Source organism: Schaalia sp. JY-X169, from assembly GCF_014069575.1.
In the GTDB taxonomy this organism is placed as follows: Bacteria; Actinomycetota; Actinomycetes; order Actinomycetales; family Actinomycetaceae; genus Scrofimicrobium.
Genome location: NZ_CP059675.1, coordinates 153331 through 179589, shown reverse-complemented (window position 1 = coordinate 179589; position 26259 = coordinate 153331). Strand labels below are relative to the sequence as shown.

The window sequence follows — 26259 nt, the reverse complement described above, 5'->3', positions numbered from 1 at the left end:
CCTCGAGGCATGAGCACCTTCTCCTCCAGCAAATCAGCAACCAGAGTCGTTTCTCTAGGACGCCCTCCCCGCGTGGACGGCGCAGCTGTGAATCCTCCCATCGCGATGTCCTCCACGTTTGTCGGAAGCGGCTACGTGACAGCGGAGAATCGGGTCTACGCACGCTTCTCAAATGCGGCTTGGGAACCGCTTGAGGACGCTATCGGACAGTTGGAGGGTTCGCCGACAGCGGGTCTGGCTTATGCATCGGGGCTCGCTGCAGTATCCGCAGTCTTCGATTTGGTTCCAGGCGGTGGCGTCCTCGTCATTCCCACCGCCTCCTATAACGGAACAATCGCCCTAGCCCGAGCCCTTTCCGCAGATGGAAAGCTACAGCTGCGTGAAGCTGATCCGATCGACACAGAAGCAACCATCGCAGCCATGGATGGCGCCGACCTGTTTTGGATTGAGTCTCCCTCGAACCCCCTCCTCGAGATAGCGGAGCTTCCCACCTTGATTGCGGCGGCTCACGATCGAGGCCTGCTTGTCGCAGTTGACAATACGTTCAGCACTCCCTTACGCCAGCAGCCACTACGTGTTGGCGCGGATGTCGTCGTACATTCCGCAACCAAGTTCATCGCTGGACACTCGGACGTAATCTTGGGACTCACTGTCACCAAAGACCCCGAGTTGAGGAAGACCCTTCACGCCCGACGGAGCCTTCGCGGTGGCATTCCGGGCCAGTTTGAAGCGTGGCTGACCCTGCGAGGACTACGAACCCTGGCACTTCGATTGGACAGATCTGAAGAGTCGGCAGGGATTCTGGCACGCCGACTCCTAGGCCATGAAGACATCACGCGGGTTCGTTACCCTGGATTGCCATCTGATCCCAACCATCAGCGCGCTAAAGACCAGCTGTCTGGATTCGGCGCCATCATCTCCATTGAGCTCGAGGGCGGACCCCAACGCGCAGACCGCTTTGTAGAAGCTCTAGAGTTGATCGTGCCTGCCACCAGCCTGGGCGGTGTGGAATCTCTTGCGGAGAGGCGCAGGCGTCACCCCTCCGAACCCGACAGGGTTCCCGAGTCCCTGGTACGTCTCAGTATCGGCATTGAGGACGTGGACGACGTTTGGGAAGATATCGCCCAGGCGCTTGAAGCGAGCCAAGCCCGCTAGGGGGTGTGTTGCACACAGCAAAAGACTTCTTCGCCCCACGCAGAGCAAAGGGCAGATTTGAACGCTACGTCCTAACTCTGACAGCAATCGCCGGGTCCGCAGCAGTAGTCGGCGCACTGCTTCTCAGCCTCACCCTGAGCACTGACGCCGTGTGGCGTCACCTTTGGGGAAGGCCCCTAGTGACACTAATGATGTTCATCTTGCCCTTCATCGGTGGTGTCTGCGGAACCATCGAGCTTCTGATCGGCTGCCACGCGGAAGATCTGAAGAATGCCAAGTTGCGGGCACGCACTCCCGTGATCAGACGGGCTTGCGCGATTCTATGGAGAGTCTCTTCTCTGGGCGCCATCATCACCTATGCATCGCTCCTCATTTTCTCACCTCTGAGTGGAAGTGCAGCGCCGACCGGGGGTGGGCAGGCCCCTCTTTTCAACCTGCTGGTGCTTACTATTCCCTACTCGATCGCTGCTACCGCGCAGGGCCTGACAATATTTCGTTCACTACGGGTTCAGGTGGCCCTCTGGGCCGCGTACCTGATCCTCCTTCTGACACTTCCCTTGCGCTTTGGGTCCCCACTTACCGGCAGTGGCATGGCGGCGACCATCGCCATGGCTTCCCTCAGCATCCTTCTGCTGCTCGGAAACTCATGGTTGATCTCTCTTGCTGAAGACCTCGATGAAGTCCAGGGTGAACATCGTCGCAACGAACAGGAGTTAATCGCCGAACGAGCGGTGACAACCGCGCGTCGACGGGCCAATGAGTTTGTCCACGACCACGTCCTCTCGGTTCTGTCCGCTATTGCAGGGCACCCCGAGAACTCACCACTCCTGCAGCAGGCGGCCGCAGAAGCGTCAACTGTGCTGACGGGCCGGGTCTCTGAGAAACCCCTTCACGATGTCGGGGATTTGATCCAAGCGATTCAGTCCGCCTTCCCGGAGGTGTCCGTCTGTGGGGACGAGGACGTGAGATCATTCCATCTTGGTGGCGCCTCCAGCTCCCTTTTTTCGGCAGCATCCGAGGCGGTTGGTAATTCGCTGCGTCACGGGAACCCACCTCGGGGCCACCAACTGGCCGTCGTTGCCACGTTCAAGATTGTTGATTGTGCGCTGCACGTCCGTATTGTCGACAATGGTGGCGGCTTCGAATGGGACGACGTAACAAGCCGAGGACGCTTCGGCCTCGAACACGGAATCCGCACCCGACTTGAAGAGATCGGCGGAGCTGCTGACGTACGTACAGAACTCGGCGTCGGAACAACTGTGATACTCATGTGGCCACGTGTCACAACCCCTGCGAACGAGTCGTTCTCAGAAGAGTCACGCAAGCACTGGGTAACGGGACTGGAAGGAGCCATGGTCTCGCGGGTGGGGTTTACCGTGTCAACTGGAGTTTTGATCGGCTATGGCGTCAACATTTGGCTCCTGAACGAATCGTTTGCTTCGGTCCTTCCATCGGTGCTTGCACTGGTCGCGTATGCAAGCTTGAACTTCGCTCTCCTTCGTCACCAAGCGGGCGTGGGCGCGGCGAGACCATGGGTAGTAGCCGGAGTTATCGCCATTATTGCAATGGGGAACCTTGCGGTCCTTCTTTCTCTTAGCGAGCCGCTTTGGCCGGGAGTTGAGGCCTGGACGCTTGTCCTTGGAGCTCTGCTGGCATGTGGGTTTATCTCCCGGGGCCGCATGGGCGTTGCCTGGCTGATGCTTGGCAGCCTGGCCGTAACGACTCTGGTGTGGGGCCTAGGTGAAGGCATACCTGTGCTCAAAATTGGATCAATGCTACTGGTCCCCGCACTGGCACTGCTGTTTTGGTCTCTCATTGTGTGGTGGACCACGGATGTGGTCTATGACCTGACAGCAGAAGATGAAGCGGCCAGCCGTATTACCCAGGAACGCTTACTTCAAGAAGAAATTCGCTCACGTGTCTCCACTTCACTGGAATCTATTGCTCGGCGCGCGGTTCCTCTTATCAACCCTGTGGCGCTTGGTTGTGAACTCACAACCGAAGTGCGCCAGGAAGCACGACTCCTTGAGGCAGAGCTCCGCGATGGGATTCGCGCACTATCTTTTGTCGGTACGCCGATTCTCTCTGCCGCAAGTGATGCCCGCCGACGCGGGGTCGACGTTGTCCTGCTTGATGACAGTTCCGATGTCCCCGTACCGGCGGCGCCGCCGCCGAGCTTTATCGACGAGTCCGTTCGAGTGCTGGACCAGTCCACCAGCGGACGTGTCGTTATCCGCCTGCTGCCCCCGTCATCAGGCTCCGCAGGGACCATCGTCAGTCCGCAAGGAAGCAGGCTGATCGTCTAACGGGAACCCCTCCACCGGCCCGGAAGCAGATAGCAAGAACCCCCGGTCAGATTTCTCTAACCGGGGTTCCAGCGTCTTTCAATTGGCGGAGACGGTGGGATTTGAACCCACGGTGGCTATTAACCACACAACATTTCGAGTGTTGCACCTTCGGCCGCTCGGACACGTCTCCAGGCGATCGAAAGTCTACAACGCTAACGGGCGACAGGGAAATTGGGTGAGTACCGCCTCAGCTGTTAGCCGACAAGCAGACTCCCGTAGTTCTCCTTGGCCGCCTCAAAGCGGCGTGCCACGTCGTCCCAGTTAACAACATTCCACCAGGCATCAACGTACTTCGCCTTGACGTTCTTGTAATCCAGGTAGAAGGCGTGCTCCCACATGTCCAACATCAGGAGTGGAACGGTTCCAACGGGAACATTGCCCTGCTGGTCGTAGAGCTGGAATGTCACCAGACGACCCGAAATGGTGTCGTAGGCAAGAACGGCCCATCCCGAACCCTGCAGGCCCATAGCAGCAGCGGTGAACTGCTTCTTGAAGCTCTCCAGAGACCCGAAGCTGTCATCAATCGCGCTCGCAAGTGCACCTGTGGGCTCCCCACCGCCATTTGGTGACATGTTCTTCCAGAACACGGAGTGGTTGGAGTGCCCGCCGAGGTGGAACGCCAAGTTCTTCTCATACAGGTTCACCGCAGCCATGTCCCCGGCCTCACGTGCGGCTTCGAGCGAGGCTAGCGCAGCGTTGGCACCATCGACGTAAGCCTGGTGATGCTTTGAGTGGTGCAGCTCCATGATTTCCGCAGAAATATGCGGTTCGAGGGCGTCATATGGGTAGTCAAGTTCCGGTAGTACGTAAACAGCCATGCTTCCTCCTAGTAGATCCCGCGCCGGTCGATGCCGGCGGCCCGGCTCCCTTAAACCTATCGCCTCACACCGGCATGGGCCAGTGGTCCTACGTCTGAGAGCTACGCTGTGGGGGAAACGCCGCTCACGCCTTCACCTCTGCCCCGATGACGATTGTCCTATCAGGCGGGAGGTGGAATGCCCGCGTCCTGTTGTGCGAAGTCTTTTCCATCCTCCGAAACAGCTGCCGCTGCCACCTGGGCCACTGCTGCCGGTCTCCCTTGTCCGCCGGCTCGATCCGGAAGACCGAAAGAACATAGGTAGCCTGTTCCGCATCAAACTCCAGCTCAGGACTCTTATGCAGAGCCAACTGCAACGCCCTCGGCAGATTCTGTGAGTCATTGAATCCAACGCGGTACTCAACCCGGACAATTCCATCATCAATGCTCCCCAGGTCATCGACTACAACACGATCACACTCGTTTACGGTGGGCACGCCCAGCCGCTTCACCACCATGATGATGACGTGTTCGTGGAGGACATGAGAGAAGGCAACACTGGAACGCAATGCCAGGGGGACGGTGGTGAGGCTCGCGTGTGGATAGACGGCCACACCGGGAACCCGCTGGATCTTCTTGCGGCGCAGACTTGCGATGTAGGGTCGCAATGGGCCCTCCATCTCATGGCGTCGACCGAACATGATCTTGGCGCCCCTTGCCCACGTGAATGTGAAGAGGGCGACGAGGGCGGAAACAGCCAGGGGAATCCAGCCGCCGGAAAGGATTTTTGAGGTGTTGGCAAGGAATATGGTTAACTCCAACCCACCAACGAGGACGGCCATGGGGACAACTCGAACCAGGGACCACTTCCACACCGTCCGCGCGAAGATGAGGAACAGGGACAGCTCAAGAAGCAGCGTTCCAGTCACAGCCAATCCATACGCAGATGCGAGCCGCTCCGACGAACCAAAAGCTGCAACTAGGGCGAACACGCCAACAAAGAGGATTCCATTGACTGCGGGGAGATACACCTGTCCCCCGCTGGAACGTGAGGTCTGCACGATCCTCATGCGTGGCAAGAGGTTCATATGAATCGCCTGCCGCACGATAGAGAACGCTCCCGTGATTACAGCCTGAGAAGCGATGACTGTCGCCAATGTCGCGAGAAGGACGACTGGAACCAGCGCCCATTTCGGAGCTAGTTCATACAGTGGGCTGTTCACTGCTGCCGGGTTTGACAGCAACAACGCTCCCTGGCCCAGATAGTTGAGGAGTAATGCTGGTAACGCCAAGGCGATCCACGCCACCGCTATGGGCTTGCGTCCGAAGTGCCCAAGGTCCGCATAGAGGGCCTCAGCTCCCGTGATGGCGAGGACGCACGCACCCAGGGCAAAGAACGCGATCGCGGGCCTCTCCATAGCGAATGCAACCGCATATGTTGGGCTCAAGGCGACAAGAATTCCAGGCTCCCGGAGAATCCATGGCAGACCGAGTGCAGCAAGGACCAGGAACCACATCACCATTACCGGACCAAATGCGCTACCAATGCCTGCCGTACCCTTCTTTTGGAAGGCAAATAGGGTGGTCAAGACAATCAGAGAGATCGGCACCACCAGGTGCGCAAGATCCGGGTTGATAACCGAAAGGCCTTCGGCTGCACTGAGAACCGATATGGCAGGCGTAATCATGGCGTCACCTAGGAACAGCGATGCACCGATGATCGCAATTGTGGTGACAACAAACGCCAACCGGCCGACCTTCTTGGTCTTCCTGGTTATCAGGGCTGCGAGCGCGAGTATTCCGCCCTCACCCTGGTTATTGGCCTTGAGGATAAGGCCAACGTAGGTGAAGGTAACAATGATTATCAGGCACCAGATGATCATTGAGATAACCCCGAGCACCGCAGACGGGGCAAAGTCGCCGCCATCGTGGGTGAGGACGGCACGAAGTGTATAGAGCGGGGATGTTCCAATGTCGCCAAAGACTACGCCAATGGCCCCAACTACAAGCGGCGCTAATGCGCCCGCGCGATTATCGCGAAGCATGAGGTGAATACTGTCACCACAAAGCCCCCGCGACTAGTCCCAAACCGCGCCTAATTTTGGACAGTGCGTCACGGTCGATAGTCAGCGGCGCAAGCCCTCGAAGAACGCGCGCAACTGCACTTCGGCCTCGGCTTGCATGACCCCGGAAACCACTTCGACCCGGTGGTTCAACCGGGTGTCCCGAACAACGTCCCGAATCGACCCGCAAGCGCCCGTCGCCGGTTCCCAAGCACCAAACACCAAACGGTCAAGTCGGCTGTTGACTATTGCGCCCGCACACATTGTGCACGGCTCTAATGTCACCACTAGCGTGCAGCCGGCCAGGTTCCAGGTCCCGAGGTTCTCACCGGCCTCACGTAGGGCGAGGATCTCAGCATGCGCGGTCGGGTCGTGATTGACCTCCCTGCGATTCCACCCCCGCCCAACAACGTTGCCATTTTGGTCGAGGACGACCGCACCAACCGGTACGTCCCCAGCTTGGCGGGCAGTGTTGGCAAGCAGCAAGGCTCGGCTCATCGCCCGCTCCCACCTTCGCTGAGTTTCCATGAAACCACAATAACGCCCTCGCGCGTCCAGATGGTCGGCAAGCACGATATTCTGTACCCATGGAACTCCAAGTCATTGATCACCCTCTGGTCGACCACAAGCTCACCGTTCTTCGTGACAAGAACACGCCCTCGTCGACATTCCGTTCCCTTGTTGGCGAACTTGTCTCCCTCTTGACGTATGAGGCGACACGGGATGTTGCCGTTGAACCAGTTGAAATTGAGACACCCGTGGCACAGACCACGGGTGTTCGTCTATCTGAGCCACGTCCCCTGGTTGTGCCGATCTTGCGCGCGGGCCTCGGCATGCTCGACGGCATGACGGCGATGATGCCCACCGCTGAGGTGGGCTTCTTGGGAATGCGTCGTGATGAGGACACACTGGAGATAGAGACATATGCTCGACGCCTCCCCGACGATCTGTCTGGACGTGAGGTGTACGTCCTCGACCCCATGCTGGCAACTGGTCACACCCTTGTGGCGACGATCGAATACTTAGTTGAGCACAACGCGAAGCGCATCGTTTGCATCTGCCTTCTGGCAACGCCTGAAGGGATTGCGGAGATCGAAGCGCAGATCGGCGACCGCGCTGATGTAACTGTGGTGACTGGTGCGATGGATCTGGGCTTGAACGAGAAGTCCTATATCGTTCCGGGCCTTGGGGACGCCGGCGACCGCCTCTACGGGGTCGTCGACTGAGTCGGGCTGCGCGCGGGCAAACTTCGTACGAAACGTCCGCGAGCCGACTACGCCTTAGCGTGCGAGTTCGGCTTGAATAACGGTGTAATTCCGCGTCAAAATTGGCCAAACCCGCACCGTACGTCCTAACCCGCACCGCAAAGGACCGCGCTGAGGCAAATAGTGGGGGAGCAGCAAGCAGCTGCTCCCCCACTATTGCTATCGACTAGAAGGCTGGGATTACTGAACCATCCGTCCAAGTGCTCTTGATGAACTCTGCGACCTCGTCGCTCCGGAGTAGTGCATCTAGCTTCTCAATGGCGTCAAGCTTGTCGGTACCGTTCTTCCACACAAGCAGGTTGGCGTAAGGGCTGTCCGTACCGTCCTCAACCACCAGGGCATCATCCGCTGGTGACAGGCCGCCCTCGAGGGCGAAGTTGCCATTGATTACCGCGATGTCAACATCCTGCAGGTTGCGAACCAGGGACGGTCCTTCAACCTCGATCAGGCTGATTCCCTTGAGGGGTGTCACCGTAGTCGCGTTGATCGCGCCATCTGCTGGAAGTTCGACGAGGCCGTTGGCTGCAAGAAGCTCAAGTGCGCGACCCTGGTTTGATGGGTCGGTGATGACGCCTACCTTAGCTCCCTCGGGAACGTCAGCGATGTCAGTGATGGTTTCTGAGTAGATGCCCAGGGGCTCAATGTGAACCGGGGAGCCTGCGACAAAGTCGTAGCCGCGCTCTTCTGTCTGTGCCTCAAGGTAGGGGACGGTTTGGAAGAAATTGGCGTCCAATTCGCCGGCATTGAGGGCCTCATTGGGCTGGATGTAGTCAGAGAACTCAACGATGTTCAACTGCAGGCCTGCCTCAGCCGCCAGGTTGTCGTTGATGAAGGTGAGGATTGAGCCGTGAGGACTGGGGCTGGCCCCAACAGTCAGAACCTCGACGTCTCCGCCCTCGGCTGCCTCTGTGGCAGCGTCATTCTGCTCCGCCTCGGTCGACTGGGTGGTGTCGCCACCGCCGGATGAGCAGCCTGCCAGGACAAGGGCTGCGGCCGCACCTGTTGCTGCAAAGTATCGTAGTGAACGCATGGTATTTCCTCCATTAGTTGTGCCCAATTGGGCTGTGAAGAATGAAAAGTCTGTTGGTGATGTTTAGTCGGGGTTCTGCCGAGTGCTTTGTACCATCTAGTCACTCCGGCTGGTGGCGCCTCAGCGGTGGTCCACCAGCCGGCTGATCATATCGCCGAGCATTTGGACCAGCTGCACGATGACGATGATCGCCACAACGGTGATGATCATGACGTCGTCTTGCCACTGGTTGTACCCGTAGTTCATGGCGAGGGCGCCAAGCCCGCCACCTCCGACGGCGCCAGCCATGGCGGAGTATCCGATTAGCGTGATGAACAGGGTAGTCACGGACTGCACCAGGGATGGCATAGCCTCACGGACCTGCACCGCCCACTCAATGCGCATGTTGGATGCACCCATCATCTGTGCCGCCTCGATCTTCCCGGGGGAAACCGCATTGATATTGGTCTCCACTAATCTGGCGAAGAACGGTACGGCGCCAACCACCAGGGGGACGACAGTTGCTTTCCAGCCCAGCGAACTCCCAACAAGCAGGCGAGTGAAAGGGATCAGCGCGATCAGAAGGATCATGAATGGGAAGGACCGCACCACGTTGACGACGACTCCAACAGCCTGGTTCAGCGCCGCCCTTGGCTTCAGACCCGAACGGGAACTGGACGCGAGGAGGAGGCCGAGCGGGAGACCAAGGATGACGGTGACTAGGCTTCCCCAACCCACCATCAGAAGCGTTTCGAGAACCGCTGGCCAGAACTTCTGCTGAATAGCTGGGTTATCGCCCCAGCGGGGTCCACCGGGGGCCGCAAAGATTAGGGAGAGCTGACTCGTGGAGACAAAGAGTTGCGAGAAGACCGTCATGATCAGACCCACTCTCTGACCAAAATAGCGTTGCGTTCAAGCTGGCCGCGGATTGCGTTTGAGTGGTAGGCGGGCACCGTAATAGCTAGGCGGCCAACTTGCACTTCACCAATCGACTCAAATCGGCCTGCTGCGACGTCAGCACCCAGAGAGGCAACGAGATTGAGGACCGTGGCGCCGGTTGGTACACCGGGACTGGAGGTGAAAGAAATATCCAGAAGAGCTTTCCCATCAGGGATCTCCACACCATCAATGTTGGGACGCGGCACCAGGTCCTCTGCAAGCGCAGAGTCCGGGCTCTCCAGTACCTTGGCAATTGGGCCGCTTTGAACAACGCGTCCGTGTTCCAAGAGTGTCACGGAGTCACAGTAATCCCGAACCACTTCCATCTCGTGTGTGATGATGACGACGGTAACTCCGGATTCGTCACGAAGTTTCTGTAGCAGTCCCATCACTTGTTTCGTCGAGGACGCATCCAGGGCCGAGGTTGGCTCATCACACAGCAGGACAGGTGGATTGGTGGCCATCCCCCGCGCGATTCCGACACGTTGCTGCTGACCGCCGGAGAGCTGCGCGGGGTATGAGGCTCCACGCTCTCCTAGGCCCACAACGGTCAGCAGTTCCTGAACCCGAGCAGCCGCCTTGTCTTTCGACTCACCGGCAAGTTTGAGGGGAAAACCGACATTGGCTGCAGCGGTTCGCGAGTCAAGAAGGTTAGGGGTCTGGAACACCATGCCAATGTTGCGGCGTGCTGCCCGTAGTTCCGGTCCCGATAGGGCCGTCATGTCGATACCGTTGACGACAATCTGTCCTGTTGTTGGGCGTTCGAGGGCGGTGAGGCAGCGAATCAGAGTGGATTTGCCCGCACCAGACTGACCAACAATTCCGTGGATTGCACCGGCCGGAATCGAAAGGGTGACGTTGTCCAGTGCGACGACAGAAGTCGCACCGGAGATGTCATAGACCTTTCGGACATCGACTAGTTCAATCAAGGTTCCTCCATCGGTCCTGGCGGTAGCACCACGCGTGTTGCTGGTTGCTGCAGCGTCAACGAGCCAGGTCTCTCAGCTGCTCTAGATGGTTGTTGCAATGATAATAGGGTTGTCAGACAGACCAATGGCAAATTGCCTTCCAGAGTGTGGACAGCAACCGCTGGCTGCCACCGCTGTGGAAAACGACTGAAGCAGACTCGTGAAGGAATGCCAGTAGGAGGAAGGAGGGTGCGATGAATGCGGGCCGTTACGCACCATCCCCAACGGGTGATTTACACCTTGGAAATCTCAGAACAGCCCTTATTGCGTGGGCTTACGCCAGATCCACGGGGAGAGACTTCTACCTGCGTCTTGAGGACCTTGACCGGCAGCGCTTCCGCGACCCCCAGTCCCAGATCGATGACCTTGAGGAGCTCGGAATCGACTGGGATGGGGACATTGTCGTCCAGAGTGAGCGCTTGGACCGTTACCAAAGCGCAATCGATGCTTTGCAGGAACATGACCTGGTGTTTGAGTGTTTTTGCTCGAGGCGCGACATCCGCGAGGCAGCCTCTGCGGCTCACGCACCGCCTGGACACTACCCTGGAACATGTCTGCGCCTCTCAGAGGGCGTGGCCCTTAGACGCAGGGCCGAACTGGCGGACCGCGGCTTGCAGCCAGCCCTGCGGTTGCGACCCACAGCGGCGAACTGGACGATCACCGACATGGGTCGAGGGCGGTTCACCGGGCCCACCGACAGCGCCGTCCTCCAACGAGGTGACGGAGCTTTTGCATACAACCTGGCCGTGGTTGTCGATGACATTGCGATGGGGGTTGACCAGGTGGTGCGCGCCGACGACCTACTGGCTTCCTCACCGCTCCAGGCATATTTAACTCACGAACTCGGAGGAGTCGAACCCCTTTACGGTCACGTCCCCCTCGTCCTAGGCCCCACGGGCAGGCGCCTGGCGAAGCGAGACGGTGCAGTCACTCTGCGCGAACTGCACGAAGCCGGACTCAACACGGCTGACGTGGTGCAGATACTTGCGGAGTCGCTGGAGCTCAGCAAGGTGCGAAGTGCGGCCGATTTCCTGGAGCATTTCGCCAAAGCACGTCTCACTGGCGACCCGTGGACGTTCCTACCCCCAAATATCAGACCCACAGCAGTTTCCCAAGAGTAATCGCGCTACTCCAATCACCCCGCTCAAAGGTGCAGAGATGTTTCCTATTGGTGTTATTTGGGCTGACTGGCCGTAGTCTGACATGTGGATGCAATCCATACGATTTCGTCCAAAGAGATCAACCTTGCAGGTAGAGGCACTTGCAAGGGAAGCTTGTCTAGTCAGAAATCCGCTTGAGCAGCAAACGCTGCTCTCTACTATTAAGGAGTCACCGTGGGTCGTCCCCGAATCTACGATGAGACACTACGAGAGCGCCTGATTGAAGAAGCGCGCCAGATGCTCACCGTCGACGGATACCACGGTGTTTCGTTGCGAGTTCTCACAAGAAATGTTGAGACCTCAACGAATGCCGTTTATACGCTGTTTGGGTCAAAGGAAGCCCTCATGGCGGAAGTTGTGATCCGCGACTTGGATCGACTGTTTGGCGACCAGTATGATCCCAATCCGAGCGAAAACTCCGAGGATGACCTCCTCAAGTTCGCTACTTTCTATCGCAAGCATGCAACTGCCGACCCCCTCGCTTTTGCGGGAACCTTTGAGGCAATGGAAGAGGCACGCCGCCCTGGCAGCCTTACCGACCGCATCAACCCGGAAGCAAAGAATATTGCGGCACGCATCCATGCTCCACTTTTGTCGCTATGCCAACGCATCGTCGACGAAGTCCCCGACAAGGAGATGGACGCGCAGAAAATGGCGGCGGGACTGTGGGCACTACTCCACGGGTATGTTTCGCTAGAGAATGCTCACGCTCTTCCCTTGTCGGAAGAAGAAGTTGAGGCAGCTTTCGAGCAGAGCATCCACGCCCTCTACATTTGCTGGGTCACCGTTGTTCCTTCGGGTGACACTCAAGAACTGGTTGACGAGGACGAACAGGCGACTGTTAACTAGCATCCACCCAAATCTGGCCAACCGCTCTTAAGGATCGGTGAGACAAAAGGGCCGACACCTGGGATAACACCAGGTGTCGGCCTTTTCTGTCGTCGGAACGATCAGCCCTTCACAGAACCCGCAGTTAGACCCCGCACGAAGTACTTCTGCAAGGAGAAGAACACCCCGAGCGGAATGATCATCGAGATAAACGCGCCCGCAGTAAGGAGGTGCCAATCCTGACCGCGCGACCCAGCGAGAGACTGGAGGCGCGCGGTGAGCGGAGCGGTTAGCTCCTGACCACCGGAGAACGTCAAGCCCACAAGCAGGTCGTTCCACACCCAGAGGAACTGGAAGATCGCAAATGATGCGATGGCTGGCACCATGAGTGGAAGAACCACCCGGGTGAACGTAGCCACATGTCCGGCTCCATCGACCTCGGCGGCCTCAATAAGCTCCCGTGGGATCTCTTGCATGAAGTTATGCAAGAGGAAAATCGCCAGAGGGAGCGCGAATGCAGTGTGAGCAACCCAAATCGACATGAACGGGAATGAGTTCCCAAAGGTGGAACTGAAGATGCGTAGCAAAGGAATCAGCGCCATTTGGAGCGGAACAATCTGCATTGCGAAGACAATGACGAAAACTAGGTCCCGTCCTCGCCATTTCATGAATGAAAAGGCGTAGGCAGCCATCACAGCAATAGCCAGCGGGGCAATCGTTGCTGGGATAGTGATTACCAAAGAGTTGGTCAAGTAGTTGAGCAGGTTGCCCTGAGACGAAGTGCCAAAGAGGACGGCCTCGTAGTTTGACAAGGTTACCGAAGGATTGGCAAACCAGGTCCACCAACCGGTTGACTTGATATCAGCCTCAGGACGGAACGAGGTTATGAGCAAACCCAAGGTCGGAACCGTCCACATGATCGCGATAAGAACTGCAATCAAAGATGCAAAGCGGTTGCTCAACGACTTCTTCGCCAACGTCACAGCACCTACGTGCCCGGTATCGGTCTTCTTGCCGCGACGCTTCGGGGGTGCCTGATCGTCATTCGGCAGTACTTCTGCAATGGTGCTCATCCGCGAACCTCCTTGTTCTTCAGCATCTGTCGGATGTTAAACACCACGATGGGGATAACAAGGACAAAGATGATCACGGCTGTCGAAGAGCCCAAACCGGCATTTCCGAAGGTGAATGACTGGTCATACATCTGGTTCGCAAGAACTTGGGTTTGGAACTTTGCTCCGGTCATGGTCTGGGTAATGTCGAAGACCTTCAGTGTCGCGATAGTAATAGTCGTGTAGACAACCACCAGAGTTGGCCGAATTGTCGGGACTGTAATTTTGGTCAACATCTGCCACGCATTCGTGCCATCGAGTCGTGCTGCCTCGATTAGCTCCATGGGGATGCCCTTGATAGCAGCTGAGAGGAGCACCATGGCGAAACCTGCCTGGACCCAAATGAGCACGACAATCAAGAAGAGCGTGTTGAGGGGGCTGTCCTGCAAGAAACGCACGGGTTCCCCACCAAACGCAACGATGATTGCGTTCAGTAGCCCGCGTTGATTCTGCCCGGCGCTACGGTAGTCATACATGAAGCGCCAGATGATGCCAGCACCCACGAACGATATTGCCATTGGCATGAAGAGCAGCGACTTCATGACCTTTTCAAACTTCTTGCCATCGATCAGTAACGCATAGAGCAGCCCGACAAGTACCGAGACGACCGGGACAAGCAGGACCCAGATCGCAGTATTTATGAATGCGCGCTGAGAGTCTGAGTTTGTGAACAACCACCCGTAGTTTTCAAAGCCTACGAAAGTGGTCGAAGTTCTATCAAAGAAGGAGTTATATGTCGTGAGGACTGCGGGCCAGATGAGGCCCATCCCCAGGAGGAAAAATGCGGGGATCACGAACACCAGAACCGATGCGACATTTCTGCTCTTACCCTTAAGGCGATCCGCAAGGGACGCCATCAGGAGCAGGATCGCAACGATCGCAATGATCGCGATCACGGCCAGAACCATCTGGCCGACCTTTGTATGTAGTAACCAGCTCACCATATTCCTAAGATTTGTAGCGCGGGGCCCGCTTCGGACCCCGCGCTATCTTCACCAAGACTGTCGCTAGATCAGCCCTTGGGCCAGGAATCCTGGATGTTGGTTAGCATCGTTTCCGCATCGATCTGACCGTCAATCCACTGTGTCGTACCGGTCCAGAATGAACCCGCACCAACCTCAGAAGGCATCATGTCAGAACCGTCGAAGCGAGCAACTGAGTTCGGATCCTGCAGCAGTTCGATTGCGAGACGCAGGATATCCGAGGACGCCAAAGCCGGGTCAACGAACTTGTTTGCAGAAGTCACGCCACCCAGTTCAACACGGGTGTTGGCAAACGTTCCAGAGGCCATGAAGTCCTGGACTGCTGCGGCTTCCGGGGTGTCAGCAAAGCGAGCCACGAACTCACCGGCTACCAGAAGAGGAGCTTCATCCTCGGTCTCAGCAGGTAGGTAGAAGGCAAACACGTCACCGTCGGGGGCAACTGTTGTGCCTTCTGGCCACTGTGCTTCGTAGAAGGAAGCCATGCGGTACATGTAGCACTGGTTGTCGAGGATCGGCAGGCCACCATCGTTGAAGGAGGTCGTAGCGATCGAGCGGGAGTCACCAATACCGCCATTTACGAAGGCGTCGTTGAGCAGGTAGTCACCAACAGCATTGGTGGATTCGAGAATCTCGGGAGCATTGAATGGAATTTCATTGGTAACCCACTGGTCGTAGGCATCCGGCCCTGCGACGCGGAGGACGAAGTCCTCAATCCAGTCAGTTGCCGGCCAACCCGTAGCACCACCGGATTCAATACCTGCACACCATGGCTTGGTTGCGCCATCACCAGCGGTGTCAGCAGCAATCTTTTCGGTAAGCGCCATCATCTCATCGAGAGTCTTAGGAACCTCGTAGCCGTGCTCTTCAAATGCAGACGGGGAGTACCAAACGAAGGACTTGACGGAAGCGAGCATCGGTGCAGCGTAGAAGGTGTCGTCAACGGTGCCATACGTCTTCCATTCAGGCGACCAACCTTCGTCAACTTTGGCAGTTGTGGCTTCATCGGCGGGCTGCACCTTGCCGGTGGCAACCATGCGCTTCAGGAGGCCAGGCTGCGGAATGATCGCGAGGTCGGGCGCATTGTTACCTTCAACCTGCACCACCAGCTGCTGCTCAAACTCGCCAACACCGTTGTGCTGAACTGTGATGCCCGTGCATTCTGTGAACTTGTCGAATGTGGCCTGAAGGTCGTCAGCCTCAGAGTCACGAATTGACGAGAACAGGCTCACGGTCGTTCCGGGGAAGCTTCCGTACTGCTCAAAATCCTCGCAACCTTCTGCGGCTGTCCCACCACCTGCATCCCCACTCTCGGCTCCTCCACCGGTGTCACCACCGATTTCGCCGCCGCCACTACACGCGGAGAGCACCAGCGCTGACGCTGCCGCGATTCCCGCAACGCCTGCAAAGCGCTTACTTGTTACTTTCATTGTTCCTCCGTTACCTCGTTGTACAGGTAGCCATCGCCTTCAGAATTGTGCGTGACCTGAGGAACACTAAACCAAACTTGTCGTGGGAGCGCAACCATTTGCGTAAAACCTAAGGTTGCGGTTTGGCAACGGGCCGTCCAGACCCGCCGACGGGGCCACTGATCATGGTGACGAAATGCATACGTGGGGAACCGATGTTCTCCTGGGGTATGGACCCCAGGAGCACACTTGCTCCCCACGTATGCATTTCGCGAGTTGACCGGGTTTGTACCGGCGCCGAGACTTATGTCTGTCAGACGAGCTTTTTAAGCTCGACTACCTCCTCGTGAACGTCGCTGTCCTGAGCGTCGGGGCTGATGTTGGCAGCGACGACAGCCTTGTACTGCGGCAGCCAGGTGTAGAGCTGGTCCGTCAACGGGTTGAGGCGACGCTTGGCGATCGTGTAGATCTGGAAGACAAGCACGGCGATATTAGCAGCAAGAGCCAGGGCGGAAACCACGAACAGTGCCGTTGCGCTGCGTGAACTGTTCACTGCGAACATGGAGTCCGTAACGAACATCGGCACCGCCATTGTGAACATCATCCACAACGCCAGGGTGTGAGCGCGGTGTTGCAGCCACGCACCCTTCTTGATGAAGAACGCAGGGATGGTGCATCCAATCAGCAGTGCAGCACCGGCGTAGAACGAATGGTCTCCAACGCAGTTGTACACGTACGCGAAGTTCCACAGGTCGTAGGCGATGATCCAGAACCACAGCATGTCTGGCCAAATCATGTCCTTTGACTTGTCGCGTGAAACAAAGATGCCGAACCAACCACAAATGGTAATCAGGTTGATAAGGCCCGCTACACCATTCATCCAGTTCCAAGGGCCGGACAGCATGTAGACGCCATCGACAATGCCGTCGGCGCCCATTGCTCCGACCTGGAAGTCACGGATGCAAGCCTCCAAGATGTTGATGGCCAGGATTGCGGCTGGAAAGATCAGCACCCACTTGATCTTGGCAACCTTCGGGAAGTAGCGGATCGCCATGAAACCGAGGCATCCCGCTAGAGCCGAGTAAACCTTGACCCAATGGAACCAGGTACCGGTTGACGAATCTCCACCCGCTGTTGTCGGCCAGACAAACAAGGTGAGGATGATGGGAAGGATAATGAAGAATGAGATGCCGCCCCACTTCCAGCGACGGGTCACCTCATTGAGCCCAATAAGGGCTCCGAGGACGACAAACCACATCACCCACGAATACCAAGGGATGGATTCATACAAGAACACGTTGGGTCTCCTACCAATTGAGAAGTTCACGGCGCATCTGCCGCCAGGCCGCCTCGCCGTCGCTTACTCTCAACAGGCTAGAATCTGTACCAGCACACAAGGTATAGACAGAACTCGACAAGTGTCGTGTTTACAAGAAAATGACAGGAACCGCCCGGTAGCAGCCAGCAGTGTTGGGGACTTGGGTCCCACAGGTTGCTAGCAACGGGAGTACGGGAGTGGCAATGGCGTCTACGACCAGGCAGCTACTTTCCGCAGCCCTCAAAGACCAGCTGCGCACCACACCTCTAGACAAGGTAACTGTCTCTGGCCTCACTGCGCAGGCAGGTATAACTCGGCAAACCTTTTACTATCACTACGCGGATGTTTACGACCTCGCAGTGTGGGTGTTTGAGCAAGAGGTCGCCAACCACATCATGGAGCATGCCTCCTACTCAGAGTGGGCTAAAGGCTACCGGACACTTCTCCAGTATCTGCAGGACAACTTCGAACAGGCCAAAGCAGTTCTGAACTCCCTGGGGCACCGGGAGAGGGACGCATTCTTCCTTGAGCAGTTCCGCAACATGATGGAAGCCATCGTCACTGAGCTGGAGGGCGACCTCGTCCTCACCCCTGAAGACCGCCAGTTCGTTGTCGACCACTACGCTGCGACCGTCCTCGGACACTTTCTGCGCTGGGTTTCGATGAGGCAGAAAGAGGATCCTGGAATCCTGGTTGCAAACATTGAGAAAATACTCCACGGAACCGTCCGGCAATCTCTGGAGAGGTTTTCCGAGGGCGGCTCGAAGCCTCGCACCGGTGTCCCAAAGTGAGTGGGGATAGAAGAATCCCCGCTCGGTGGGTCGCACCGGCGGGGATACTGTGCGCCTGAAGGGACTCGAACCCCCAACCTTCTGATCCGTAGTCAGATGCTCTATCCATTGAGCCACAGGCGCTTGGTTGTGTTACCTCCGAAAGTATAGGGACACAGCCCGCGCCAACACAACTTTGTTGGGCACGACGCCTCTCACATCACACTTTCCACACCTCTCGGCAGTCAGCAAGGGCCGCTGGTGAATGTGAGAGGATCGAAGAGGCACTACCCCACTTGAGAGAGACCCCATGACTGAACTGCGTGAACCCAGCGTGATTCTGCTGGATATTGATGGCACTGTAGTCAACTACAACCTGCAAATTCCCCAGTCGGCCTCGGATGCCATATCCCAGGCACGGGCAAACGGACACCGCATCTACCTGTGTACGGGACGCGCGAAAGCGGAGATCTACGAGTTCCTCTGGGATCTGGGCATTGATGGCTTGATTCTGGGCAATGGTGCCTACGTCGAGGACGAGGGCGAAGTAATCCACCGTCAAGTGATGGACCCCGAAGTTGTTGAGCGCGCGATTGAGTGGTTGGACGCGCAGGGCTTGGGATACTACTTGGAGTGCAACTCAGGACTGTTTGCCACGGATAACCTCACGGACATGGCCGTCCTCGCAGTGGGCACCGACAACCCAAACATGAGGGAGCTATGGGAGGAAGCCATGGCGGCCGCGGTGTATGACACCGGCCGGGGCCACGACGACGTCAACAAGATCAGCTTTGCACTGTCTCACCCGGTCGACCTCGACATCCTTGGACGCGAGTTTGAGGGAGATGCTCGGATCTCCACTTGGACTGCCTCCGGGAAGAAGCAGGAGTTCGGTGAGTTCGGTCAGATCGGAATCCACAAGGCAGTGGGTGTCGATGCGCTCGCGCAGCATCGCGGAATCAGCAGGGAGCAAATGATCGCATTCGGGGATGCGGAACCCGACCTCGAACTCATCGAGTACGTGGGGACCGGGGTTGCCATGGGAAATGGGGCGCAGGTTCTCAAAGAACGCGCTGACCTTGTTGCCGACCACATTGACGAGGGCGGCCTGGCAAAGGCCTTCCACACCCTGGGTCTGATCGGATAGCAAGAGTCCCGGGCCACCGTCGGAACGATGACCCGGGACTTCACGCTGGCGGAGACGGAGGGATTTGAACCCTCGAGGGGCGTGAACCCCTACCTCCTTAGCAGGGAGGCGCACTCGACCTGGCTATGCGACGTCTCCAGCGATCCCATAATACTTGTTTACACTGTACTGGGACCACTTGGCGGCCCAATCTGTGCGTAGTTCACAAACTTTCAAGGGAGCGGCATGGAGAAAACAAGGACTTGGGTCAGTGTCATTCGTTGGGTGGGAGCTCTTCTTTTCGCGGCCATTGCTGCGATGTGCGTGCCAGCCCTACTTGCGGCTTCGTGGATGAAGAACGATGTTCTCAACACTGCGGAGTTTGTGGAAACTCTTCATCCCCTGTCGGCAAGCCCGCAGTTCCACACACTGATTGCGCAAAGCGCTGCCGACCAAGTCTCTTCCGCGGTTAGTGAGAGCGTCTCGGTGTCCACCGTGGAGGGGCTGGCCAGCGGGACCGCGAGCTTCCTGGACATGCTGCCTTTTGGCACCAACCTCTCCCAGTCTGTAGAAGAGTTCACCACCAATCTGGACCAGCAGGTTTACACCATCACGGAGGAACAGACGAGGACGTTCCTGCAGTCTGACCTCTTTCCACCACTGTGGAAAACGGGGCTACGAGAAGTGCACAGCGAACTTGTCGGCACACTTTCCGGGGCTGTTCCACCAGCCCTTGGGGAGTCCGGCGAGGCTGTCCTCACAATTCAGATCGGTCCCCTCGCCGAAGTCCTCAAGCAGACACTCACAGACCAGGGCCAATGGTGGGCAAGACTAATCCCTCAAATCGAGGCTGAAGTGCCGATCGTGGAGCTCGCCGACTTGCCTACCCTGCAGAGGTACTACGCACTGGCAGAGAATGCAGACGTGTGGATTTTGGCCGTAGCAATCGCCTCTTTGGTGCTCGCCGTGGGGCTCGCACCGCGGAGGCTGCTCATAGTGGGGGTCTCGGGGCTGATGGCCTTTGTCACCACGGCGTTCGTGTGGTGGAAACTACCGGCATTCGGCCTCGAACACATTCGAGTTCTTACCGATCAGAACGCGGTGGCACTATCCGAGCAGGTTTGGGGAATGCTGACCGCGCCCCTCATCGCGTCCCTTCAACAAGTCGCTGGCATAGCGCTGATAGTCTCGGTTCTTGCCCTTGTTGTCGCGCTGATTACGTACCTGTGGGGGTCAAGGCGCCGCCCCATAACGTAAGGCCTACTGAATTGAATCAGTGGGAGCGAGCTTTCTTCAAACTCGCCCCCACTGGTCTCTACCCCTACTACTTTCTCAGCAGGGAAACATACTCTGCCATCCAGGGACCACAGTCTTCCCACGTTTGGGCCGTCACGATCTGACCATCACTGGCTACTCTGTCAGCGACCCACTGCCCACCTGCTCCCTCGACCTCGGGGATAATGTCTTCCACCGCGGTGCAGCTGCGGTTCCTTAGAAGACCAGCCTCAGCCAGGATCATCGGCCCATGGCACACGGCTGCGATAGGTAATCCGTCCTCGTGAGCCTCTTGAACAATCCTGATGACCTGAGGATTGCGCCGCAAGTACTCGGGGGCGCGCCCCCCGGGAATGATGACGCCTACGTAGTCAGAGACGTCCACGTCCTCGAACCCAAGCGTGGCCTGGATGCTCCTCCCCGGGCTCTCCGAATAGGTGTCTTCCCCATTAACTACCTCATGAACTTTGAGCGCCAATCTCTTCGGCCGTGTCGATGCCACGACGACCTGAATGCCCTCTTCGCGCATGCGTTCTAAGGGATAGTAGACTTCCAGCTCCTCGCCACCATCACCTGTGATCAACAGAATCTTTTTCACGTGAACCCGTACCTTATTCTCAGTCGTTTGCTCCACCGGACAGGTCCAGGTACATCTCGTAGGCGGCATCCGTTGTCGCGCCGTCGTGCACGATTGCGCCAACCGCCTGAATCATTGCGGCAGGACTGACCCTCTGGAAAATGTTCCTGCCCATGTCTAGTCCGGCAGCTCCAGCCGCCACTGACTTAGAAGCCATGTCGAGGGCGTCCTTTGCTTCCAGCTTCTTCCCTCCGGCAACGATGATCGGCACAGGGCAGCCGGAAACAACGTCCTCAAAGTCTTCTTCGCAGTAGTACGTCTTCACCATCTGCGCACCCAACTCAGCAATGATGCGAGTGGCAAGACCAAGGTAACGCGAGTTCCGTACCAAGTCACGACCAACAGCCGTGACGCCGAGGACGGGAATGCCGTAGTTCAGGCCAGCATCGACCATCTGGGTCATGTTGTGAACCGACTGCGTCTCCTTCTCTCCTCCAACGAAAACCTGGATCGCCACCGCGGATGCATCGATGCGCGCGGCATCCTGCATGTCCATGGCGATCCGTTCATCCGAAAGATCCTTGAGAATTGAGGGGCCGCCGGAAGCACGGACAACCAGTGACTGTGTGCCGTCTGCCGGGAAGCTGGTGCGGAAAGCTCCGCGTGTTCCCATCAGAGCGTCAGCATACTTCGCCAAGGGGGCGATATTGAGATCCAGACGCTCCAAGCCCCGCGTCGGGCCCTGGAAGTACCCGTGGTCAAATGCGAGCATTACGGTGCGACCGTCCGGGCGGAAGATCCTGGAGAGACGGCGCTTCATGCCGTAATCCAGGTTTCCTGCACCTTTTACGTAGAATCCAAATTCAGATGCGGGAACGTCGGTGTTGAAGTTCTTCGCGTCGATGTTACCTTCGAGATCAGCCATTATTCTTTCTAATCCTTCTTCTTGATTCCGTCTTGGTTGATAAGTGGCGGAAGCTCCTCACCCACGGTCCACGGGACCGGGATTACGTCAGAGGGGCTGTAAGGCGCCTTGATGAAGATGGCTTCAAATACCTCTTCAGAGTTGTTGATGAAGTAGTGCATCTCCCCGGGGTCTGCCCTGTAGACGTCACCGGGCTTAAGTTCGAAGCTCTCCCTACAATCCAGCCACATCGTTGCAGTTCCTTTGAGGACGTAGAACGTCTCCTCGATCTGCGCGTGGTAGTGATTGCCAGCCTCGGTGCCCGGGGTGAGTCGGACGATCCCCACATCTGTGCGAGGACCACGCATCAAATAGCCTGGGCCATACTCCCCGAATCGAAACTCCGCCTCATCAAAAGTGCAGTGTTCCATTGTGTTCCTTTCGTTTTATGTGCCCGGTGCGCGCCACAGAGACTCCGTGGTTCCGTTGTCAGCCAGGACCAGTTGTGGCGCATAGGCCTTCTGCCAGCGCTCTGTCACGTCTTTGTACTGCTCATGATTGCTTTTGTTTGGCAGGGCTTGGTAGTCGATGCGACTCCACGCACGCGCCGCCTCCCGTACCGAGGCGAAGGCTCTTGCTCCCACGAACGCACACAGCGCTGCGCCGGCTGCAGTCGTCTCTTTCACGACTGGGACATCCACTCGCAGATCGGAGACATCCGCAACAATCTGCGCCCAAACGGGTGACTTGGCGCCACCGCCAGCAAGGACGATCGAGTCAAGAGTTACTCCCGAGAACTCGGCAACCATCTCCATGTTGAGGGAAGAGACTATTGCGGCGTTCTCCAGAAGGGCCCGGTACATCCCGGCCCGCACCTCGTCTCCACTGCGGTGGATTGGAAGGTTCAAGAACGAGGGCGCAGCATGTCTCCACGCCTTGTAGTTCATGGTGTCTGAGAAAATGGGAACGATATCGTACGATCCGATCGGCACTCGAGCGGCTCGCTCATCGAGCAGTTGGAACGTGTCCACACCGGCCCGCGCGGCCTCGACCGCTTCCAGGCCAGCGAAAGTGTCACGGAACCAGCGCAACGAAGTCCCCACGTGGAAAGCGATTGCCTCTGCCCACCACATCCCGGGCTCTGCGGCGCAGTTGATGCGGACGCGCATTTCCGGGTCGGTTGTAGGGGCAGGAATATTCACGGCCTCCTGCCAGAACGTCCCTCCGACGATCAGGCCCTGACCTGCATCAACCACGGCTGCTCCCAAAGCAGCCATCTGCGTGTCTCCGCCGCCGAGGGAAACTGCCACATCAGGTTCGATACCCAACTTCTCCGCAATCTCCGGGCGAACACTACCGATTCGAGTGCCGGACTCTCTTGCTTTTGGCAGCAGGCTCGGCTTGAGGTCGCACATTGTCAGAAGCAGGTCATCCGGCTGACGCGTAGCGAGATTCAGGAGCCCCGAAGTGGAAGCATTCGACGGCTCGCAAGCGTATTCACCGCTTAGCTTGTAGAGCACCCATTCTGAAAGCATGAGGACCGTAGTGACCTCTGCGTAAACAGCGGGCATGTTTCGTTTCAGCCACAGCAGCCGCGGTTGGGCGGCCAGTGCAAGGGTCTGTCCAGAGATTTCGTAGATGCGCCTTTCCAGCCCCTCCTCTTCGCGGAGGGCTCGCACCTCTCTCGTGGCACGTGCGTCAACGTTGGCGCAAGCCCACACTTCACGACCCGCTGAGTCGAGACAGACAATCGCTTCACGCATTGACGTTGCGGAAACTCCCACAAGTTTGCTGCGGTCGATGGCGGATTCAGCCAGCGCTCCTTCAGCAACCTCAAGAATCGCGAGGTATCCGCCCGCGGTGTCAAAGTCCATTGACCCCGGCACGCCCTCGACGGGAACGTGGTCCCAGTCCTTTGAATATGCCGCCAGCTCGTTTCCTTCGAGGTCGAAGATTACCGCACGAACCGAGCCTGTCCCGGCATCAATGGCCATCGAGTACATATTTACCTCTCTAGGAATAGTTTGAAAATGAGCATTTCTACATTTAGTGAGCGCTGGATTAGGATCCGGCCAAAACCTGTGGGCCAATCGCGTCCCTGAGGTAATCAACCGTTGCCGTATCTGTCACCAACACGTCGATGCACTTGGTCTTGAGAGCAGCCAGTATCGCCTCATGCTTGGCGCGTCCCGCTGCCACTGCCACAACAACTGGAATCTGTTCGAGGGCGTCCATCCCGATGCCGATACGACACGCATCCCTTGACAGTGGAACCGGGGAGCCGTCCTTGTCGAAGAAGACGGCGAGGAGGTCACCCACAGCTCCGGACTCGCGTACTTCCTGGAGGTCCTCTTCCGAGGAGGTGCCACTACGCCACAGTGAGGATTCCAGCCCGATGCCACCGATCCCAGTCAGTGCCACATCAACCTTGCGAGCATTCTCCAACGCACCCTTCACCGTTTCTTCCTTACGCAGCTGCGACGCAAGTTCCGGGTTGGATACGTAGAGGGGAGTGGGAATGATGTTTGATTGAGAGTTGTTTCCACCCCTGGAGCGCACCTGCCGAATCGCGTTGGCATAGGCGTTTACTCCGCCCGTCAAGGAGACTAGATCAATGCCCTCAAGTTCTTCGTCGTCAAGGATGGACATAACTGTAGAGACAGCCTGCCCCCACCCAAGCCCGAGCGTGCCGCCATCTCTTAGCTCAGACAGAAGGACGTTTGCAGCAAGTGTTCCCAACCTGGTATTTTCATCCACCATTGACTGGCCTTCGGATGCCATATCCGGAACCACCATGATGTCTCTGAGTCCGAACGCTTGCTTGATGTTCTGTGCAGACTCATAGTTGGCAAGGAACTTGGGGGCAATTCGGAACTGGACGATTCCAGCCAGACGTGCCTTGTCGATCATCCTCGCGACTGATGCCCGTGAAACGGAGAGTCTCTCGGCAATCTGGTCCTGGGTAAGCCCGTCAACGTAGTACCACCAAGAAACGTCCAAGAGGTCTTCCTCATTGACTGCTGATGTCCTACGACTCGACGCGGGTGTTCCCATTTCGCCTTCTGCCTTTTCTTTGAATGAGTTGGGGGCCGGGGTCGGCCCCCAACTCGATGATCACCTATTCAGCGCGTTGTCGCGCGATGAACTTTGCTTAGAAGTCGTAGTTGGCGATGTTGTCCTTTGTGAAGACAACACGCTCGGGAAGCACGATGATGCCCGACTTCTCGTTGTTCGTGGACTCGTCGTAGCCCTGGACAGAGTTGTTCTGAATCTCCAGCTCAGTACCTTCGTAGTCGATCTTGTCGCCTACCTTCAGGTCAGCACCGTTCAGCAGTTCGTTGGCAACAAATACGGAGATTGCGCCCTGCATCTTCACGTCCCACAGTGCGAACTGGTTGACGACACCGCTGTCAACATAGTCGCGCATTGCGTTCGGGGTCGAGAAGCCGACAACGATAATCTCACCCGTCTTCCCCAGGTTTTCAACGGCCTTAGCGGTACCCGGAAGAGCATTGGCATCAGGGCAAAGAATCGCCTTCAAGTTCGGGTTTGCGTTGATCAGTGCTTCGGCCTGCTGCACTGCAAGATCCGTCTGGTTCTCCGAGTAGATGGTGTCTACGATGTCCCAGCTCGTGTCCTCTGCGATCACTGACTTGGCAACTTCGGTCCACTGGTTCTGGTCGGTAACCGTCGGTGATGAGTAGTGGAAGGCTACTTCTGCGGGCTCATCAGCAGGCATCTGGTCGGTAACCATACTGACCAGCAGTTCACCCATCTGCTGGGGGGTGCCCTGCGAGATGTAGAACTGGCGGCACTCCGGATTGGTATCCGAGTCCCATGTGAGCACAACGTTGCCATCATCCATGGCTCGCTTGAGTGGAGTGCAGAGCCCATCGGGGGACGTTGATGAAACGATCAGACTCTGGAAGCCCTGGCCCAGGTAGTTGTTAATGATTTCTGTTTGCGCTGCAACGGACGCTTCCGGAGATCCAACATACTTGACGTCAAGACCCAGACGTTCGCCCTCGGCCACGGCACCTTCGCCACCGGCCTCGAAGAAGCCAACACCTGTCAGTTTAGGAATGAAGGCGACCTGGGCGCCAGAGCCTTCTGCAGCCCCAGATTCCCCTGCAGTCCCGCTTTCCGGTGCTGTTTCGGCCCCACCGCCGGATGAACATCCGGCCAGAACTGCTAGGGAAGCCAAGACACTGAAACTCGCCAATGCGATACGTTTCATTCTCTTTCCTTTCGTTGAGG

The 26259-nt window shown here is 57.4% G+C and carries 24 protein-coding genes, 3 tRNA genes and 1 riboswitch; of the genes, 8 read left to right on the top strand and 19 right to left on the bottom strand.

The genetic code is table 11. The features are described 5' to 3' along the window. The first annotated feature begins 9 nt into the window (after positions 1 to 9). Positions 10 to 1155 carry a PLP-dependent aspartate aminotransferase family protein gene (locus H2O65_RS00795; protein ID WP_182141738.1) on the top strand — a complete coding sequence of 382 codons (1146 nt, stop codon included), beginning with the start codon at positions 10 to 12 and terminating at the stop codon, positions 1153 to 1155. Between the two features lie 8 nt (positions 1156 to 1163). Then, the gene (locus H2O65_RS00790) at positions 1164 to 3461 is read left to right on the top strand and encodes an ATP-binding protein (protein ID WP_182141737.1); all 2298 of its coding nucleotides are present in this window, start codon (positions 1164 to 1166) and stop codon (positions 3459 to 3461) included. Positions 3462 to 3544: 83 nt separating this feature from the next. Here the strand turns inward: H2O65_RS00790 and H2O65_RS00785 are convergent. From H2O65_RS00785 to tadA, 4 genes are all read right to left on the bottom strand, one after another. Then, positions 3545 to 3633: transfer RNA gene (locus H2O65_RS00785), tRNA-Ser, on the bottom strand. Between the two features lie 64 nt (positions 3634 to 3697). Continuing rightward, complete coding sequence (locus H2O65_RS00780) at positions 3698 to 4321, bottom strand: superoxide dismutase (RefSeq protein WP_182141736.1); 624 nt, start codon at positions 4319 to 4321, stop codon at positions 3698 to 3700. A gap of 124 nt (positions 4322 to 4445) precedes the next feature. Beyond that, positions 4446 to 6344, bottom strand: coding sequence for a potassium transporter Kup (locus H2O65_RS00775; RefSeq protein WP_182141735.1), 1899 nt, complete (start codon positions 6342 to 6344; stop codon positions 4446 to 4448). An 81-nt stretch (positions 6345 to 6425) separates the two neighbouring features. Then, complete coding sequence (gene tadA, locus H2O65_RS00770) at positions 6426 to 6890, bottom strand: tRNA adenosine(34) deaminase TadA (RefSeq protein WP_220458759.1); 465 nt, start codon at positions 6888 to 6890, stop codon at positions 6426 to 6428. Positions 6891 to 6949: 59 nt separating this feature from the next. On the opposite strand from tadA, the gene upp reads away from it, so the two are divergent. Beyond that, positions 6950 to 7588, top strand: coding sequence for a uracil phosphoribosyltransferase (gene upp, locus H2O65_RS00765; protein WP_182141733.1), 639 nt, complete (start codon positions 6950 to 6952; stop codon positions 7586 to 7588). A 205-nt stretch (positions 7589 to 7793) separates the two neighbouring features. Here upp and H2O65_RS00760 read toward each other — a convergent pair whose 3' ends face one another. From H2O65_RS00760 to H2O65_RS00750, 3 genes are all read right to left on the bottom strand, one after another. Next, positions 7794 to 8657 carry a MetQ/NlpA family ABC transporter substrate-binding protein gene (locus H2O65_RS00760; protein WP_182141732.1) on the bottom strand — a complete coding sequence of 288 codons (864 nt, stop codon included), beginning with the start codon at positions 8655 to 8657 and terminating at the stop codon, positions 7794 to 7796. A gap of 120 nt (positions 8658 to 8777) precedes the next feature. After that, positions 8778 to 9512, bottom strand: coding sequence for a methionine ABC transporter permease (locus tag H2O65_RS00755; protein ID WP_182141731.1), 735 nt, complete (start codon positions 9510 to 9512; stop codon positions 8778 to 8780). 2 nt (positions 9513 to 9514) lie between these two features. Further along, positions 9515 to 10504, bottom strand: a complete 990-nt coding sequence (locus tag H2O65_RS00750) for a methionine ABC transporter ATP-binding protein (RefSeq protein ID WP_182141730.1) — start codon at positions 10502 to 10504, stop codon at positions 9515 to 9517. 4 nt (positions 10505 to 10508) lie between these two features. After that, positions 10509 to 10596: riboswitch (SAM riboswitch) on the bottom strand. Positions 10597 to 10737: 141 nt separating this feature from the next. On the opposite strand from H2O65_RS00750, the gene gluQRS reads away from it, so the two are divergent. Together gluQRS and H2O65_RS00740 are read left to right on the top strand one after the other, a co-directional pair. Next, the gene (gene gluQRS / locus H2O65_RS00745) at positions 10738 to 11664 is read left to right on the top strand and encodes a tRNA glutamyl-Q(34) synthetase GluQRS (RefSeq protein WP_182141729.1); all 927 of its coding nucleotides are present in this window, start codon (positions 10738 to 10740) and stop codon (positions 11662 to 11664) included. Positions 11665 to 11877: 213 nt separating this feature from the next. After that, positions 11878 to 12552: a TetR/AcrR family transcriptional regulator gene (locus H2O65_RS00740; RefSeq protein WP_182141728.1), complete on the top strand. Its 675-nt coding sequence runs from the start codon at positions 11878 to 11880 to the stop codon at positions 12550 to 12552. 101 nt (positions 12553 to 12653) lie between these two features. On the opposite strand, the gene H2O65_RS00735 is transcribed toward H2O65_RS00740, so the two are convergent. The 4 genes from H2O65_RS00735 to H2O65_RS00720 form a co-directional block, all read right to left on the bottom strand. Then, the gene (locus H2O65_RS00735; RefSeq protein ID WP_182141727.1) at positions 12654 to 13604 is read right to left on the bottom strand and encodes a carbohydrate ABC transporter permease; all 951 of its coding nucleotides are present in this window, start codon (positions 13602 to 13604) and stop codon (positions 12654 to 12656) included. Further along, positions 13601 to 14584 carry a carbohydrate ABC transporter permease gene (locus H2O65_RS00730; protein WP_220458758.1) on the bottom strand — a complete coding sequence of 328 codons (984 nt, stop codon included), beginning with the start codon at positions 14582 to 14584 and terminating at the stop codon, positions 13601 to 13603. Before H2O65_RS00730 ends, H2O65_RS00735 begins: the two co-directional genes overlap by 4 nt. 71 nt (positions 14585 to 14655) lie before the next feature. Continuing rightward, a complete protein-coding gene (locus H2O65_RS00725) occupies positions 14656 to 16053 on the bottom strand; it encodes an ABC transporter substrate-binding protein (RefSeq protein WP_182141725.1) in 1398 nt (465 codons plus the stop codon). 292 nt (positions 16054 to 16345) lie between these two features. Beyond that, the gene (locus tag H2O65_RS00720) at positions 16346 to 17329 is read right to left on the bottom strand and encodes a DUF5692 family protein (RefSeq protein WP_182141724.1); all 984 of its coding nucleotides are present in this window, start codon (positions 17327 to 17329) and stop codon (positions 16346 to 16348) included. 224 nt (positions 17330 to 17553) lie between these two features. On the opposite strand from H2O65_RS00720, the gene H2O65_RS00715 reads away from it, so the two are divergent. Then, positions 17554 to 18141, top strand: coding sequence for a TetR/AcrR family transcriptional regulator C-terminal domain-containing protein (locus H2O65_RS00715; protein WP_182141723.1), 588 nt, complete (start codon positions 17554 to 17556; stop codon positions 18139 to 18141). A 50-nt stretch (positions 18142 to 18191) separates the two neighbouring features. Here the strand turns inward: H2O65_RS00715 and H2O65_RS00710 are convergent. Continuing rightward, positions 18192 to 18264, bottom strand: a tRNA-Arg gene (locus tag H2O65_RS00710). A gap of 166 nt (positions 18265 to 18430) precedes the next feature. Here H2O65_RS00710 and H2O65_RS00705 point away from each other — a divergent pair. After that, a complete protein-coding gene (locus tag H2O65_RS00705; protein WP_182141722.1) occupies positions 18431 to 19267 on the top strand; it encodes an HAD family hydrolase in 837 nt (278 codons plus the stop codon). 46 nt (positions 19268 to 19313) lie between these two features. Here the strand turns inward: H2O65_RS00705 and H2O65_RS00700 are convergent. Further along, a tRNA-Ser gene (locus tag H2O65_RS00700) sits at positions 19314 to 19405 on the bottom strand. An 87-nt stretch (positions 19406 to 19492) separates the two neighbouring features. Here H2O65_RS00700 and H2O65_RS00695 point away from each other — a divergent pair. Beyond that, positions 19493 to 20503 (top strand): hypothetical protein, encoded by a 1011-nt coding sequence (locus H2O65_RS00695; protein WP_182141721.1) that lies wholly within the window; start codon positions 19493 to 19495, stop codon positions 20501 to 20503. A gap of 67 nt (positions 20504 to 20570) precedes the next feature. Here H2O65_RS00695 and H2O65_RS00690 read toward each other — a convergent pair whose 3' ends face one another. From H2O65_RS00690 to lsrB, 6 genes are all read right to left on the bottom strand, one after another. Next, positions 20571 to 21119, bottom strand: coding sequence for a DJ-1/PfpI family protein (locus H2O65_RS00690; protein ID WP_182141720.1), 549 nt, complete (start codon positions 21117 to 21119; stop codon positions 20571 to 20573). A 19-nt stretch (positions 21120 to 21138) separates the two neighbouring features. Further along, positions 21139 to 22023, bottom strand: a complete 885-nt coding sequence (gene lsrF / locus H2O65_RS00685; RefSeq protein ID WP_182141719.1) for a 3-hydroxy-5-phosphonooxypentane-2,4-dione thiolase — start codon at positions 22021 to 22023, stop codon at positions 21139 to 21141. Between the two features lie 8 nt (positions 22024 to 22031). Beyond that, positions 22032 to 22433 (bottom strand): cupin domain-containing protein, encoded by a 402-nt coding sequence (locus H2O65_RS00680; RefSeq protein ID WP_182141718.1) that lies wholly within the window; start codon positions 22431 to 22433, stop codon positions 22032 to 22034. Between the two features lie 15 nt (positions 22434 to 22448). Next, entirely contained in the window at positions 22449 to 24005 is a 1557-nt protein-coding gene (gene lsrK, locus H2O65_RS00675) for an autoinducer-2 kinase (protein ID WP_182141717.1), read from the bottom strand. A 58-nt stretch (positions 24006 to 24063) separates the two neighbouring features. After that, positions 24064 to 25056, bottom strand: coding sequence for a sugar-binding transcriptional regulator (locus H2O65_RS00670; RefSeq protein ID WP_182141716.1), 993 nt, complete (start codon positions 25054 to 25056; stop codon positions 24064 to 24066). A 97-nt stretch (positions 25057 to 25153) separates the two neighbouring features. After that, positions 25154 to 26239, bottom strand: a complete 1086-nt coding sequence (lsrB, locus tag H2O65_RS00665) for an autoinducer 2 ABC transporter substrate-binding protein LsrB (RefSeq protein ID WP_182141715.1) — start codon at positions 26237 to 26239, stop codon at positions 25154 to 25156. Positions 26240 to 26259 lie beyond the last annotated feature (20 nt).